Source organism: Falsihalocynthiibacter arcticus, from assembly GCF_000812665.2.
In the GTDB taxonomy this organism is placed as follows: Bacteria; Pseudomonadota; Alphaproteobacteria; order Rhodobacterales; family Rhodobacteraceae; genus Falsihalocynthiibacter; species Falsihalocynthiibacter arcticus.
The window spans coordinates 3,279,732-3,295,320 of sequence record NZ_CP014327.1 but is presented as its reverse complement, the minus strand read 5'-3'; the positions used below and the strand labels follow the sequence as shown (position 1 = coordinate 3,295,320).

General features: G+C 53.4%; 10 protein-coding genes and 1 pseudogene. 2 read left to right on the top strand and 9 right to left on the bottom strand.

Annotated features, from left to right (window positions below):
* Positions 1–167: 167 nt before the first annotated feature.
* Positions 168–1,328: a WD40/YVTN/BNR-like repeat-containing protein gene (locus tag RC74_RS16240; RefSeq protein ID WP_039003619.1), complete on the top strand. Its 1,161-nt coding sequence runs from the start codon at positions 168–170 to the stop codon at positions 1,326–1,328.
* 71 nt (positions 1,329–1,399) lie between these two features.
* Here the strand turns inward: RC74_RS16240 and RC74_RS16235 are convergent, their stop codons facing one another.
* Positions 1,400–2,746 (bottom strand): DHA2 family efflux MFS transporter permease subunit, encoded by a 1,347-nt coding sequence (locus tag RC74_RS16235; protein WP_052274999.1) that lies wholly within the window; start codon positions 2,744–2,746, stop codon positions 1,400–1,402.
* Positions 2,747–2,836: 90 nt separating this feature from the next.
* Between RC74_RS16235 and RC74_RS16230 the strand changes: the two genes are divergently transcribed.
* A complete protein-coding gene (locus tag RC74_RS16230; RefSeq protein WP_039003618.1) occupies positions 2,837–3,745 on the top strand; it encodes a LysR family transcriptional regulator in 909 nt (302 codons plus the stop codon).
* Between the two features lie 264 nt (positions 3,746–4,009).
* Here the strand turns inward: RC74_RS16230 and RC74_RS22335 are convergent, their stop codons facing one another.
* The 8 genes and pseudogenes from RC74_RS22335 to RC74_RS16195 all read right to left on the bottom strand — a co-directional run bounded on the left by RC74_RS22335 (position 4,010) and on the right by RC74_RS16195 (position 15,492).
* Positions 4,010–4,336: a hypothetical protein gene (locus RC74_RS22335; RefSeq protein WP_156477503.1), complete on the bottom strand. Its 327-nt coding sequence runs from the start codon at positions 4,334–4,336 to the stop codon at positions 4,010–4,012.
* A gap of 182 nt (positions 4,337–4,518) precedes the next feature.
* Entirely contained in the window at positions 4,519–5,262 is a 744-nt protein-coding gene (locus tag RC74_RS16225; RefSeq protein ID WP_218918081.1) for a DUF1214 domain-containing protein, read from the bottom strand.
* An 81-nt stretch (positions 5,263–5,343) separates the two neighbouring features.
* Entirely contained in the window at positions 5,344–5,676 is a 333-nt protein-coding gene (locus RC74_RS22755) for a hypothetical protein (protein ID WP_052274997.1), read from the bottom strand.
* 185 nt (positions 5,677–5,861) lie between these two features.
* Positions 5,862–7,304 carry a DUF1254 domain-containing protein gene (locus RC74_RS16215; protein ID WP_039003617.1) on the bottom strand — a complete coding sequence of 481 codons (1,443 nt, stop codon included), beginning with the start codon at positions 7,302–7,304 and terminating at the stop codon, positions 5,862–5,864.
* Positions 7,305–7,779: 475 nt separating this feature from the next.
* Positions 7,780–10,290, bottom strand: coding sequence for an arylsulfatase (locus RC74_RS16210; RefSeq protein WP_039003616.1), 2,511 nt, complete (start codon positions 10,288–10,290; stop codon positions 7,780–7,782).
* A 528-nt stretch (positions 10,291–10,818) separates the two neighbouring features.
* Positions 10,819–12,050 (bottom strand): annotated as a pseudogene (locus RC74_RS16205) (IS110 family RNA-guided transposase).
* A gap of 639 nt (positions 12,051–12,689) precedes the next feature.
* Positions 12,690–13,004 (bottom strand): hypothetical protein, encoded by a 315-nt coding sequence (locus tag RC74_RS16200; protein ID WP_039000000.1) that lies wholly within the window; start codon positions 13,002–13,004, stop codon positions 12,690–12,692.
* Between the two features lie 394 nt (positions 13,005–13,398).
* Positions 13,399–15,492, bottom strand: coding sequence for a beta-galactosidase (locus RC74_RS16195; RefSeq protein ID WP_039000001.1), 2,094 nt, complete (start codon positions 15,490–15,492; stop codon positions 13,399–13,401).
* Positions 15,493–15,589 lie beyond the last annotated feature (97 nt).

Here is a 15,589-nt window from a genome sequence, read left to right as displayed (position 1 = left end):
CTAGGGCTGAATCAAACGGAGTTTACTCCGTAAAGTTACTGGGTCCGCAATTTCACACATATCGCGTACCATCGGCGCGGTCCAAGACGGGTTCGACGACAAATTTACACTATGCGCGTGGGGTCGTGATTGGTATTATGTGTGTAGTTCTAGGGAGTGTAAATCTCATGTCTGTAAACAATATCAATGTACTTGTTGGCACGACTAAGGGTGTTTTTCTATTGTCTGGCGGCACCGACCGCGAGGGCTGGAAGGTGCGCGGGCCTTACTGTGACGGTTGGCCAATTAACCACGTTGTGGGAGATGCCAAAACCGGGACTCTGTGGGCTGGCGGTGGAGGTGATTGGCACGGAGCGGGCATTTGGCGCTCAACCGATGGCGGTGAAAGCTGGCAGGTCACCCGCTTATCAAAAGGCAAGATGGACGAATGGGCCGCCATCGATCCAGACTTCGCCAAGATGATCGGCTGGACCGATGAGGCGCTACCCTTCACGGATGACTTTTCCCAGATATGGTCGCTAAACTTCAGTCACGGCAAGCTTTACGCGGGAACCAAACCTGCGAACCTGTTGGAAAGTAAGGATCGCGGCGAACAATGGACCAAGGTTGAGGGCCTCACGGATCATCCTTCCTTTGAAGCGTGGATACCTGGGGCCGCGGGATTGGTGCTGCATACAATCGTGCCTGAGCCGTCGAATCCGGAGAAACTCTGGGTCGGCATATCCGCCGCAGGTGTCTTCGCCACCGAGGACGGCGGTACCACTTGGGAGCGCCGCATTCGCCTTTCAAACGCTGAAGCCTGTCAGGGGCATGACCATCCCGCCGCGCCCCAAAACGGTGAACTTGGGCATTGCGTGCACAATATGGTGCGGGCGCCGGGGCATGAGGATGTGCTTTATCAACAGAACCATCACGGGGTCTGGCGTTCCTCCAATGGCGGGCGCAGTTGGGACGACATTAGTAACGGCCTACCGTCGCTCTTTGGCTTCCCGATCGCGGTCCACCCGCGCGATCCTAACACGGTCTGGACCCTCCCTTTGAATGGCGACAGCAAAGGGCGCTTCCCACCCGATGCTTCAGCGGCGGTATGGCGTTCGCAGGACGGTGGGCAAAGCTGGCAGGATATGCGTCAGGGATTACCGCAAGACGCGTGTTATTTCACCGTTTTGAGACAGGCCATGGCCACGGACACCCGCACCCCAGCGGGGGTCTATTTTGGGACAAACTCTGGCTCGGTCTTTGCCAGTTCCGACGAGGGCGAAACATGGCAAGAGATCGCGCGACATCTGCCGACAATACTTTCGGTGGAAATCTTAGACGGCCCATAAAGAGCTAGGTCCCCTTGTTCCTGCAATAGGATGGCTTGCGGAGCATTGCTTTTGCTATGAAAATCATCCCTTCATTTCGCGGCAGGATTCAAACTGACCTTCATTGCGATGGCACCGAGGAGGAAGCTTGCGCTGATTGTTGCCAATGCCACGCTTGGCGATGCCGTGGCAATCAGAGTTCCAAGAACGGCCACGCCGAAAGCACCGCCAGCCTGACGCGCGGTGTTGAGCACTGCGGATCCGACGCCCGCTCTTGCGGACGGCACGTTCTCAAGGGCTGCGGCCACGATGGCAGGCAGTGTCGCGCCGCCAATTCCGATCAGCAGGGAACCAAGCAGGAAGATTGTGGACGTAAAACCTCCGAAAACCATGAGCGCCGCGCCAACCGCGCCAATGCTCAAGGTTACCATTCCTGGAAGGGGCGCTCCAAACTTTGCGACCATACGGCCAATCGCAAAGGCTACGATGGCTGTGGTGGCTGTCATGGGGGCGAACTTAAGTCCGACAGAAACTGGCGCGGCCCCATCTGCCTGAAGGATGATCGATAGCGAAAATAATGCGCCGTAGTAGGCAAAGTTGTAGAGGAACGAGGCCATGATCGCACCAGTGAAGGCGCGTGATCTAAAAAGCTGGAATGGCAGCATGGGATCGTGGTGGCGTCGCTCTGTTATCACGAAGGCCGCGAGGGCCACCACACCGACGACCGCCGTCGCCAGCACGGGAAACGACATCCAGCCCAATTCCTGACCTTCCGTGGCCGCGAAAACCAGTGCGATGAGGGCCACCATGCCAAATATCTGACCAAGCAGATCAAACGCACGTCGCTGCTGGTCGGGATTTCCAACAGACATTGAAGCCGCAATATAAGCCAAAAGCCCAACAGGCAGGTTCAAAAGAAAGATCGCGCGCCACCCTAGAGTTCCGGCAAGAAAGCCACCCAGCAAAGGCCCGGCCACCAGCGCCACGGCCGAAATCGCGCTCCAAGTTCCAAGGGCGTATGCACGGTCTTTTGGGTTCGGAAACGCATGCACAAGGAGTGCCATAGAACTTGGAAGGATCGCAGCGGCCCCGATACCTTGAATGGCCCGTGCCGCGATCAGCACTTCCGTAGAGGGCGCAAGGCCGCACAACGTCGATGCTCCCAAGAAAAAAAGGAGCGCCGCGAGGAAGACCCTGCGTGCGCCAAGCCTGTCGGAAAGCGCCCCCGAGGACAGGAGTAAACCAGCAAAGACCAGCGTGTAAGCATTGGTGATCCATTGAAGGGCTGACAACCCAGCGCCCAACTCCTCTGCAATTGTGGGCAAAGCCACATGCAAGGCCGTCGCGTCCAGCGTAATCATGAACGAACTCGCGCCAAGCGCAGCAATCGCAACGGCGGGGGGGAAACTGCGGGTGGTTTCAACTGTACGAGTGGTCATGGCTGTCTCCTTTTCCATGTTCTACTGGCACAACGATCGTACAAGTGATACTTATGGAGATAGAATGTGGGTATAAGGGCAGATTATAGTATGAATTTATCGCAAATCCGTGTGCTCGTGGCCGTTTCGGATACAGGTAGCCTCACCGCTGCCGCCCAGAGGTTGGGCCTGTCACAATCGGGTGTCAGCCAAGCCTTGGCGGCACTTGAAACGCACCTCGGGGTCATGCTCATATCTCGGACACAACGCGGTGCTGAAGCAACGGCGATTGGCGACGAGGTTCTCGCAGAAGCGCGTGATGTGCTTGCCAGTCTTGACCGGATCAAACGCGCCACCGATTTGGCCCGTGGCGTTGAACAGGGGCGTCTGCGGCTTGCGGCGTTTCCGTCCGTTTTTCACACACTTCTGCCGCCGCTTCTGCGCCGCTTTCAGGAATTACATCCGGGCATTGAGGTCGTGACATTAGAAGCCAGTGATACCGAAATCGAAGCTTGGCTCGCCGCAGGCACGGTGGACCTTGGGGTGACCGCCGTCGAAAGCTATAGCGCCACTCAATTCCCGCTGGGGCAAGACGATTGGGTGGCCGTCCTGCCTTCTGGCCACGCGATCGCGACGGCGCCTATTCACAGCGTCTCTTTGGCGCGCCTCTCAAATGAGCCATTTATATTGGCAACGGGCGGGTGCACGATCCACGCGGGAAGCCTTGCGGAGACCCTCGGTTGTGGGTTGCAAGACGTTCGGATGGAGGTGCGCGACTGGATCAGCTCCTTCGCCCTCGTGCGCGAAGGATTGGGCGTCACAGTGGTGCCAGAACCCACCCTGCCCTCCGACCGGCGCGGCATAAGGGTTCTGCCGTTAAAAGAAGATTTGCACCGGTATTTTGCGCTTAAACCTTCATTTTTGGCCCAAAATAACCCTGCGGTATCGGCTTTCCTAAATCTAGCTCGATCACAGGTTCAGATGCTGCAGACTTCGAATTCGGAAAAATTGCTCGTTTAGCTCGAAGTGGGTCGCACGCAAATTATCTAGCGGCAACTCAACGCCTAAAAACGATTATTTTCAGAACGTTAGAACTCACAGTTCAGATAGAACCTATGGACGTAGTTTCGCGCCCGTCAGCGCGCCGTAACTGCAACGAACGATGAATTCAGATTTCACATGGTCGTCGAACTTCAAGTCCCCTTTTCCCACGTTAGCAAAAAGGGGACTTTAGCGCCAAGTTATGACTGTAGTGGTGGTTTTTTGAACAAGCGTATGTCTCTCTTAGGGCCGCTCGACAACTACATATGTCCCAGCTTCAATTTGGTACCAATTGTACCCATCATAACAATACTGAACCCCCTGAACCACTTCCACAGCACAGCTTGGAGGTTCCGACGTTAACGCGGTACCAATTGCCATTCCTGCGACAATCCCGATCGCGATTCTCGCGGCATCGGTGTGATGATCGTAATGATGATGATCCGCCCCACCTACATGTCCTCCGCCATGCCCGCCACCTCCTTGTGCCATACCGATCGAATATTGAGCGAATAGCAGCACCGTGGAAAGGGCCGTTATAGATGAAATTCTAAGTACAGTTTTGAGCACAGGTTTTTATCCCAGATTCAAATCTTCGCCAAGTTTAATTTATACAGGTCCAACGACATCAAAAGTAATGGTTCTATGACCGAAACAGACCCTCGATACTTGTAATACCACACTTTAGCCTAACCATAGTCTTTGTTGAAATGTTTACGCACTGGCATCCCCCCACGCAGAACGATGCCCCTTTAAAACTGGCCGACATGCGGCGACCTCTCAGATCGGGAAGGAGCCCCACCTAAAAAAATGCATGTCATCCCTGTGGTCAGGCTTCCAACCGTCGGAAACTTCTGGCTGGTTTGAAGTTGCGGGCGCGTCTGGGCATGATAGATGGTTTCGGCCCAGAAATTGTTCACGTGCACATCCTTTGGCAAGGTCAGCTTGTAGGATTTCCCACCGTCCATAGGCGGTTTGTCAGCATCCAAATACCCAACCGCATAGTCCGACCCCGCAACCGGTTCGGTGACGGCCATGGCGGGCGTCACACCGCCTGCGTTGAAACAATACAGCACCCGTGCACCCAGACCCATCGTGCCATCGGCCTCAAACGAAGTGTTCTTAATGGCAAACAGTGTGACCCACGCACTATCGCTGTCGGGGTAAATGGACATGCCATCGATGCGCGGTTGATACGTCATGGCCCGCGACGTAGCATTGCCAAGGGCGCCTGCATCAACCAGCAGTTTCTTCATCCGCGCATCTGGTTTAAAGGGTTTCCCCTTTACGATGCCAATCGCAGCGATAAGGTCGGTACCCGTATAGGCATAGAGCGTTGAGGTATTCGCCGTAATGACCAAAGGTTGAGAATCCATCAACTGCTCGAAAATAGCCACCTTGTTGGGCGCGTCAGCACCGGCACTGCTCAGCCCATCAAGGACGGTGTTCAGCGAAATCGCACCAACATTGTCCAAATATACATCAAGACCCCGCATCGTGTCCAAATTGTCATAGAGCACATCAATGGTGGCTGCGGTTGGAGCGCCTGCTTTGAATTCTAGCGTACCTATGTGTGTTTACACTTTGTCTGGGATCGAAATGGCGTCCAGAGTTTCCTGCGAGATTTGCGCCGATACAGTCGTTGACATCAGTGCCACAAAAATAGGTATCAATGTGTTTCTAAACATGTTTGCTCCCTCTTTAGATATTGTTTTAATTGGCGCGAAAAATGGCGAAACTTCATTCAGATAAAGTTGCAACCTTGTTTCAGGATCGAATAGTTTTATCCGAAAAGTTCCATTGGAAACTGAAAGGGCTTTCTCAGGCAAAACACCCATTTTTGCAATACAGCCTCCAAAAACGGTGGCCTTCAGGGACCAGTCAACCGTACGTGCCGCAGTAAAATTCAACGCTTCGCCCTGAATGTACCCTTTTGATTTGGCTCTCTCATGACTTGCAATTGGACGTCGCGACAGCGCGTGGGAAATCTAAATAACCGAGGCTCCCCAAAACGGAACCTCGGCCAAGTCTGTCCCTTACGCAGCATTTTCCCAACTTTTACAGCCTGCTAAGGAGCGCCGCTATCAAAGCTAATTCAGCTCGCCTTAGTTGCTGGAGGAAGCACCCAAGAACCGTCGAGAATAGACGGATTGCCTTCTTTGGGCCAATACAGACGCATCATCAAAATGAACTTGTCCTTGGGAGCCGGTAGCCAGTTAGACTCCTTGTCCGCTCCGGGGGACTCGTTTTGAAGATAGATGTCCACGGATCCGTCAGCATTGGCTTTCAAATCTTGACGAGCGCTGATCGAATACCTGTTCAGGGGATTGGCGACAAAGAAATATTTGGCGTTGTACATCGTGATTGACCAAAATCCGTTGACCGGTGGCAATTGACCTTTTTCAAACCGGATGACGTATTTTTCCGACCCGTCATAGTCCCGATGGATCAGCCCGCTCGCTGATTTAGTGCTGGTCGGATACACGGCGTCCTGCGGGCGGTTTGCCCCAAGGCCAATGGCCGTGATCAATGCACGTTGGATATAGTTCGTGCCATAAAGTCCGGTCTTGGTTGTATAGGCCCAACCATTGATGTCGGTTATGTCGCCATCACTGTCTTTGAAGTGCAGCATGATCCGAGCAAAGGCGATTTGGGGCACCTTCTTCTGAAGCACAACGTCCAACTTGCTGGCATCAAAGTCTTGTCCTGGAACAATGCCAATATCGGCCATCTTCTTGAGAATTGGCGCATCCGCTGCGGCAGGAGGATTGGTTTTGAGTAATTCGCTGAACAGAGTGAAATACTCGACCGCATCCAACGCGTTCACTTGGTCGCGCACCGCAGTTTTCATATCTATGGATGGATCAACTTTGCCTGCTGGCGGCGTATAGTCCTTTCCAAAGGAACTGAGGGGCACCAGAGACATTTCATCTTGAATTTTGTGAACTGCGGCGTAATCTTCCTTGGTTCCAGTGCAATAGATGCGTCCAAGCAGCCAGACCATGCTGGTGGGGGATTTGTACTCGGTCACGCCCTCTGGCAGAGTTCCCGTCCAACCAGGCCCGGTCACGGCAAAGGTCTGAGCACCAGTTCCGGTTGTCCGTTTGCCCGGAACATCGAAAACATTGGTCCAGCCATCCAACATCGGGAACAACGCATAGCGGTCATCCATGTCTGGCACGCTAACGATATAGGGCTCTTTGCTCACATCAAAGAACCCGTAGGTATAGAGGGTATCCGCGTTCGGCGCCGTAACATCCTTGAACGACGCATCGGGGTATTCACGCAGGCGCCCAAGTTGGCCCATTGGGGCTCTTGTTCCCTTTGGTTCGGCGACATTTGTTAAGACACGGCGGGTGTATTCCATCGTGACGAGTGGGTAGGCATAGGTATAAGCTTCAACGGCTGTCCAGAAATCTGTGTTGCCCAGAAGCTCGTCAGAGATCGAATCTGACTGCGCCCAGCTGGGGCGCGCTATTGTGGTGGTTGCCAATGCGCCCATGGCGCCTGTCGTTAGCGTGCGACGTGAAATATCCATAATAAGTATACTCCTAATTGATTCCAATATGTCTCAATTCTGTCAATCTAGGCGGAGTGAATTTCGCGATCCAGTAAATTGTTTCCAGTGACGTTGCCTGCGGCTCGCCAACTAGGCGCCCAAATATCCATTCATCTGGCATTGAAATCGCTAGGGCAGGAAACCGATAGTTGAAAACGGAGGGCGCCGACGACGGCGTTTGTCCGTAAGAAGAAATAATCATTAAGGACGGGTTGAGCACCAAGGACTGCTAAGTGGATGTTTTGAAAACAATACGAGTATTTTTACTTATATTACGGCGCATTCTCCTGCGGTTTTCCACCATCCAATTCCACGCCCCCTTGTTGTTATCAAAAAGGATATCGGATTTGAAAGACTCGATAATTGTGAAGAGAGAGTAGAGCATTCAGGTCAAAATCTGGTCTTCCACATCCCGAAGCTATTAACTGCGGGGTGTGGAAACTATTGTTGCCGTTTAGTCTTTGGTAACCATCGCTTCCTTCAGCTTGGTTTTGTCGGCCTCTGTTAGAACCGGAGGGGCCACCTTAAGGGTCACTTTCTCCAGCGTACCAGTGAACGCAAACGGGGTTTGGTAATCCTTATCGTCGACGCCGGTGCCAGTGTCGGCCCCGACATCCAGATTTTCATCCCACTGCAAAATCAACGGAATGGTTTTCTCCATTTTTTGCGTGGCGACAACCTTACCGTCGACCTTCAACTCACCAGTCCCAGATCGACCAATGCCGCTCATGCTATTGTAAGCCAGAGTGCCCATACCAAGCCCGTCGTATTTGAAGTCGAACTCCACGGTATGTTTGCCAGCGCTTAGCGCATCAGCGCCTTCCCAGCGGATCCGCTCAAGGTCCAGCAGGTTCCAAGTGACCACGGGTTTGCCTTTGAGAAGATAGAAACCGTATCCGCCGAAACGACCACCCTGTGTCAGGATCATGCCATCGCCGCCACCTTCGGGTACATCCACTTCTGCCGTGATCGTGTAGGAGGTATTCAGAACCGAAGGAGCATCGCCGTTCGGAGTTCCGGTAAAGGTTCCTTTCCAGACGAATTCATCGCGTCCAGCCGTCAAACTTGGCCGTGGAGTGACCAAGCGGGTCGCCACGGATGCATCCAAAGGAAGGACTTGATATTTCTCGGCTTCTTTCCAGAAAAGCGCCTGCATCTCTTTGAGCTTTTCTGGGTTTTCCGCCGCCACATCGTGCGCTTGTGTCCAGTCTTTGTTCAGGTCATAGAGTTCCCACGGTGTGCCTGCGGGGTCTTGGTTCACAGGACCGGTGATTTCCCACGGTGGACGCACAACTTTCGTGCTGCCAATCCAGCCGTCATGATAAATGGCGTGATCGCCCATCATTTCGAAATACTGGGTATGGTGTGTTGAGGGCGCGTCGGTGTTGGCCGCATCAAATAGATACGCCATGCTAACACCCTCGATGGGACTTTGTGGAACGCCATTGACCACGGCAGGTGGTGTGATGCCCGTCGCCTCAAGGATTGTCGGAACAATGTCGATAACGTGGTGGAACTGGTGGCGAATACCGCCCTTGTCCTTGATTACATCAGGCCAAGCGATGGCCATCCCTTGCCGGATACCGCCAAAATGCGATGCGACCTGTTTGGTCCATGAGAACGGCGTGTCAAAGGCCCAAGACCATGCAACTGTCATGTGGGGGTTGGTTTCGTTGCTGCCCCATTCGTCGTAGAATTCAGCAAGTTGGTCTTTGATTGGAACGTTCACACCGTTGAACGCCGCGACTTCATTCGGGGTGCCAATCAACGTGCCTTCGGCGCTGCCGCCGTTGTCGCCGCTGATGTACATGACAATCGTATTATCAAGTTTGCCCATATCATCGACGGCTTGAATAACACGGCCGATTTCGTGGTCGGTATAGGCAACATAGGCCGCAAACACATCAACTTGACGAATGAACATCTTCTTTTCGTCGTCCGTGAGAGTGTCCCAAGGTTTCAGCAAATCTTTTGGCCAAGGCGTCAACTCAGCGTGTTGTGGAATAACGCCCAGCTTTTTCTGATTGGCAAAGATGGTTGCGCGCAGTTCATTCCACCCTTTGTCAAACAGGTGCATATCACTGATCTTGTCGATCCATTCTTTGGTTGGGTGATGTGGCGCATGCACGCCGCCCGGAACATAATAGACAAAGAAGGGCTGCTCAGGCGCCAGCGTATTGATCCGGTTCATATAATCGATGGCTTCATCCGCCATGGCCGTGATCAAGTTGTAGTCTGTGTCGCCTACGTAAGGATAAATCGGGGTTGTGTTCCGCATCAACGGCCCTGGAGTCCACTGGCTGGTGTCGCCGCCCATAAACCCATAGAAATACTCAAAACCCATGCCGATGGGCCATTGGTCAAACGGTCCATTCTGACTGACTTGGAAGGCGGGTGTATTATGGTTTTTGCCGAACCACGATGTGCGATATCCGTTGTCTTTTAGGATAGTGCCCACGGTCGCTTTGTCATCGGCAATGATGCTGTTGTAGCCGGGGTATCCAGTGGCTTGTTCGGCGATGACGCCAAATCCGACGGAGTGGTGATTGCGCCCCGTGATAAGCGCCGCCCGCGTTGGCGAACAAAGAGCCGTCGAATTGAAGTTTGTGAAACTGACGCCCATCGCGGCGACCCGATCCAGAGCAGGAGTCGGGATCACACCCCCGAACGTCGACGGGGTGCCATAGCCCGTATCGTCGGTCATGATTAAAAGGACGTTTGGTGACCCTTTGGCCGGAGCGATTTGCGGTGCCCAGTAAGGCTCTGATGCCGTCGCATTGCGCTCGATCTTGCCTTTGAATTCTGGTGGTGGCACCGGAATCTGCAAACCATTAATGGTCGTCGTTGCTGACGGCAATCCCGGTGTACCTGTGATTGTTTGCGCGGATGCCGTGACCGAAAAAAATGAAGTCGCCGCAAGTACAACAACCAATGTCGACTTGGACTTTGCTGGTTTCAGGTTCATTGCTACCTCCAAAGTAATTAAAATCTGATTCTTTGTAAATTGATGTAATTATAGTGGCATTTTTAATCTTACAAAGTTTTAAAATGATTTGAAGGGAGTGAGAGTGCCGTGGTGAACGCAACTGCCCAAAAAGACTTTTTTCTATAGCCAACGGGCTGCGGCACCTGAAAGTTTCTCACGTTACGACAGTTCCCTTTACCGTATCGCGCAGCGGAGAGAGGAAATATTCACACAGCACTGGCCTCAATGTCGCTCTCAAGAGACAGCGTCCTATGCGCGGAATATTTGGCTGATTTGGCATCAGGTCATTGTCGTGTCGAGGCGTCTCAACACGTTCAAAGCATGGCTTAGTTCGGCTTTTTGGTCAACGACAGTCTCTCCCATAACAAACACAGAGTACGCTTTTGCGGCTCTCACCGTCCTTAAGACTAGATCATCGGGTCGCTAACACAGAAGGCCTGAACATTATCTACGAGGTCAGTTGCCTACCTCCACGGCCCTTACATAGAAAGGTCCTTCTGCGATCGATCACCCCTCAAAGAAGGGGCGATAGGGTTCGCCATGTTTAATGATCCCATGAACAGTACGGGCCATCTTGGCGGCGATTGCGGTATATGCTTTGCGGCGCAAATGTTTGTTGTGGCGGTCCTTCGCGATGTAGCGTTCGAACTTGTCTCGAAAGCTGTTGGTCCGCTGCAGAATGGCGACCTGGCCTGCCATCCAGAGGGTGCGGCGCAGTCGGGCATTACCATATTTTGACAGCTTGGTTTGGCCCCGGAATGTGCCCGATTGGATCGTCGCGAGGTCCATTCCACAGAACTTTAAGAACTGTCGGTGATGTGCAAACCGGCGCAGGTCACCTGCTTCCGCCAGAATGGTCAGGGCGTTAACCGGACCGATGTCAGGGACCGATGTCAGCAATTGATAGTCAGGCAGATCTTTGAGAAGCGCCACGGCACGATCCTCAATCTGATTGCGTTGCGCGATGAGACTGCGACCTTCACCGAGGACCAAACGGAACATGCCGATCGCGTCAGAATCGGGAGCAATAGGCAGCCCCACAGATGCTTTGGCGGTCTCATAAATGTCAGCAAGCAAACGTTCTTTTGCAACCTTACGGCCCACAACGTCCCAGGCGTCAGCGGTAAATGCGTCCTTGCTCATGGCTGAGATAAAGTGTGGTGATGGATAGCGCTCAAGGAATGCAAAGAACCAGTCGCTGCGCGAGCTGCGGTGAAAGCGGTCGGCTTCGGGTAAATACAGCGGTAGGTAATGTGTCAGCACTCGGTGCCACAGTTCTGTCTTTGACTTGGACACGTGTCATGGGTTTTAGACAGCTCTTGGATGTCGTTCGTTCCACACACCAGTGGGTCGTGATAAAACTGCTCATTCCCGATCTCCATCATGTGAAGGATGGCCTGAGCGTCCTTGGGGTCGTTCTTGTCCCAGCTGTTATGCAGAGCTTCCCGGGTACGCGCCAAAGCCCATGACGATACCAACTTCACCTCAAAGCCTGCGGTTGCGAGGCGATAAGCAAAGGCGCGGTGGTAATTACCAGTCGCCTCAAAAGCTGCGCGCACTGGACGGCCATAACTGGCCAATGATGTGATCAACCGCTGGAAGTCCTCCATTTGGTTGAGGACAGTCAAACGGCGGCGGCGCTTTTTGCCTAGAATGGCTATCAAAACTTCATGCCGTGCTTTGGCGATGTCGATGGCCACTAAAACTGCTGCATCTTGTGCAATAACAATCTCGGTCATAGTCGGTCTCCTTTGCAGTGTGGTTTGTTGCAAAAACCACTGTAGGGACCTGAGGCGAGGCTATGACCACCTGCTGCGCTATTTGGGGGCTGCGCAGGCGGTCATAGCTTCTCAGCCAGCATCATTCCGAAGGTGTTACGGAACCTAACACTCAGAAATACTGCGTGAGACCTCAAGAACAGCGTTCTAGAAGCCGCACCCCAGCGCCAAACTTTAGCGAGTTCCACTCTCGAAAGGCACAGCTTTCCCCGAATCTAGCAACCATTGATTTACATTCCCACGATCATCATAAAACACGACCAGATATCGGCCAAAACTGTCCGTTACCTCACAATCGGAACGCGCCATTTTTACCGTACAAATCAAGACCTCTTTGCCCTCAATTCGCCAGCGAACGACCTCGGCGACGGCTTTACTTTCGTCGGTTGAATGTTCCGGTGTATCGCCCCTGACCGTCGAAGATGCTCGTTGTGGCGGCTACCGTGTCACCATCGATCACCGCTTAAAGGTAAAGAACTCACAATCCAGCGCGACCGCTGCCGGGCAAAACCCTGTAGCGCACATCATTGATGACACTAGAACTTGGTAAATCAAGTGACGGCAACTTTCGAAATTCGATAGCGACAGTTGCGGTTTTAGTTAGAGAATTGAAAAATGGCCCATTGCACCAAAGCAGAATGCAGCTTGGCTCCTTGCCCCTGAGGCAAGCTGTGTTTTATCACAGGGCGCGAGCATCTCGGCATCGGGTTTAGAGGCGAGAATCCCCGAAGGCGCGGATCCGCTGCACGTTGCTTGCATCAACAGCGCAGCGATCTGCCTCCATAGCTTCGCTGCATATTTAAAACCCTCCTGAAGAGCGGTGCGCGCTGTCCGTTCCCTGTTGAGTTCGGGGGCGATGCGGGATCTTTGTTCTGCGAGTTCTAACAGTTCGCGGTTTTTGCGCTGTGTCGCCATCTGCCAATCTTGGCCTCCTCCGCACCGCAATCCCCCGCTTGCACGCGAATTCCGACAAAAACCCGACCGAATTTGATCGGAGTGCTGAGTTCGTCAGTTGGCGACGCATGGGAACAAGGAACAGATTGAAATACAAATCGTTGTGCCCCGCGGGTGGTCGCCACGAGTGGTCGACCCTAGATCATCACACATGACCCATTGGAAATAGCTTGTGTCGGTCTCAACACTTCGCCTAGCAATTGTTTCGGCTGAGAAACACCCACCGAGACATTTAGGAGAAAGGCCTGAGCATTGCCGTATGAAACCCCAAACTTACCCCAGCTCAAAAGTCGCAACTCATGTAGCCCTCACTCCAACACCTAAACTTGTCGGTACTGGGTGAGGGCTTAAATCGTTAGAGTGCAAGTACTAACGCATCCCGCGCAGGGACTTGGTTCGCAGCGGCATCGCCCCAAAGTGCCTCACGGACAACAAGTGGCGCGCCATCGATCAACACAGAAATTTGTTGCGCTTCTGCTGTTGGGTTGATCAACCATAGGAACTGCTTGTCGCCGCCTTGCTGTAAGCGCCCCTGCACGGCCAAATTGCCAGTCTGCACGGAAGGTTTGATCCCCGCCCATTTAACACAGGCTTCAAACCACGCAGTAGCCCCCGTATCGCCAGATTCCAGATCACGGAAATGCCCAGCCGACATATGCGTACCAACCAGAAGGGTGCGCCCCTTGCCATGAGGTGACGTCGTGACCGCGACGCGTCCCCCGTCGAAGTAGCCCAAAACTTTGGCGCTTGTCGGTGTGTAGGATTGCAAGAAACCCCCACCGCGCAGGGCGGCATCGTCCAGCGATAGGCGAATACGATCCCCGATATCGGGCATGAATTCCACCTCGTCCTCTACCACACCAAAAACGGTATCAAGCCCGTTGTTTGGCTGCTGAACACCAACGCGACCATCATCGCCAAAGTAACCAGGACAGGCCTCCGAGATGAGTTTTCCCCCGCCTTCGACCCATTTGGCAAGTCTTGCGGCCAGTTCAGCAGGCATCATAATCGGGTATGGCGCATAGATTATATCGTATTTCTCAATGTCGGCATCATGTACCCAATCCGCCTGAACGCCCATATCAAAGAACGCGCGATACGCCCCCCACATAGCGTCCTGATAGGTTTTGAAGTCACCTTGGCTCGACAGTAACAGATCAAATCGTTGTGCCTCTGGGATCATTAAGAGACCGATATCGCCACGCACAGGAGAGGCCGCCATACAGGCCGTTTGTTCGGGCGCGTTCACCCAACGTCCAACACTGGCCTGCATTTCAGAACGCGGCGTGCGACTGCCATCCATGCCATAAGCTCCGAATGCGCCGAAAAGCGGCCCGTTCAAGAGTGGGCGATAGCGAAGGTTCATCATCCCACGGGCACCCGCAGCAAAGGATGCCATTGACCACAATCGGATATCCTCAGGCGTTGCCACCCGCGCATCCTCCTTGTCACGTCCAAGGACCTGCGGCTGCATCCAAAGTGGCCCGCCTTGCCGTTCGGCATGCCAGAACGGCTTGCCCCGCGCGGCCCCTCGCACCAGATCTCCCGCAAAGAAGTTGCGCCAAGGTTGGTTACCTTTCCGTGCCCCAATCCAAGTATAGCCATAAATTTCGACCTGTTCGGCAGCGCGCCAATCGTTGCAACCATGCCCAGCTAGTGCTGTCACTGCTCCCGCAATACCATGAGAAATAATCGTCGCCTCGGGATCAACGGCACGAATGACATCGATTTTATCTTGAACATGGCCATAGAAATTATCCTCGCGAAACTTCAACCAATCCAGACATTCCGCATAGGGCTGGATTTGCTGGGGAGGCATAATGTCATCCCATTCTGCATAAGAATAACGGTGCCAAACCTTCGCTAGGGCATCAAGCGAGCCATATTTTTCACGAATCCATACGCGGAATGCCGCCGCAGTTGGAGCCGAGAAGTCGTACTCAGGGCTATAGTTCACCTCGTTATTCACATCATAGCCAAGCAAGCCCGGGTGCCCGCGATACCGAGTGGTCATTTCGGTCAAAAACCCCATCACCGCTTCATGTACTTCTGGCGCATTCAGGGTAAGTGGCCCTGCCCCACCTAGACTTTCGCCAAATCCACCAACGGCGACGGATGGACTAAGTTGCGACGCCATCGGTGTGCCGTCCGCCTTGCGCATCCGCGCAAAATCAAGCTTGCGTTGGAGCCAGTCGGGTGAAGCCATGGTGAATTCTGCGATGACAGTCGCCATGCCATTTTCGGCGGCCAAATCGAGTTGTCGATCGCATTCATCCCAGTCATATTTCCCAGGAGCGCGCTCAATTGCAGACCACATAAACCAGTGGCGGAAGGTATTGAGGCCATCACTTGAGGCAATACCATAGTCACGTTCCCAATCCTCGCGAGGTGGGTTTGATTTGCGGTAATAAACGGCGCCGTAGGGCACTTGGGGCAACTTTGCGGGCATATAATATTCCTTTTTAACAAGAGTATGGGGTCACCGACGCCCAGTTTTTGGGCGGATGTTTTCGATTGAAAGGGAAAAGGGCCTGTTTTGGCGCTCT

Bases quoted from the DNA above. Each gene is read 5' to 3' on its own strand.
- RC74_RS16240 (WP_039003619.1), top strand. From the start codon at position 168: ATGTCTGTAAACAATATCAATGTACTTGTTGGCACGACTAAGGGTGTT.
- RC74_RS16235 (WP_052274999.1), bottom strand. From the start codon at position 2,746: ATGACCACTCGTACAGTTGAAACCACCCGCAGTTTCCCCCCCGCCGTT.
- RC74_RS16230 (WP_039003618.1), top strand. From the start codon at position 2,837: ATGAATTTATCGCAAATCCGTGTGCTCGTGGCCGTTTCGGATACAGGT.
- RC74_RS16225 (WP_218918081.1), bottom strand. From the start codon at position 5,262: ATGCGGGGTCTTGATGTATATTTGGACAATGTTGGTGCGATTTCGCTG.
- RC74_RS16215 (WP_039003617.1), bottom strand. From the start codon at position 7,304: ATGGATATTTCACGTCGCACGCTAACGACAGGCGCCATGGGCGCATTG.
- RC74_RS16210 (WP_039003616.1), bottom strand. From the start codon at position 10,290: ATGAACCTGAAACCAGCAAAGTCCAAGTCGACATTGGTTGTTGTACTT.
- RC74_RS16200 (WP_039000000.1), bottom strand. From the start codon at position 13,004: ATGGCGACACAGCGCAAAAACCGCGAACTGTTAGAACTCGCAGAACAA.
- RC74_RS16195 (WP_039000001.1), bottom strand. From the start codon at position 15,492: ATGCCCGCAAAGTTGCCCCAAGTGCCCTACGGCGCCGTTTATTACCGC.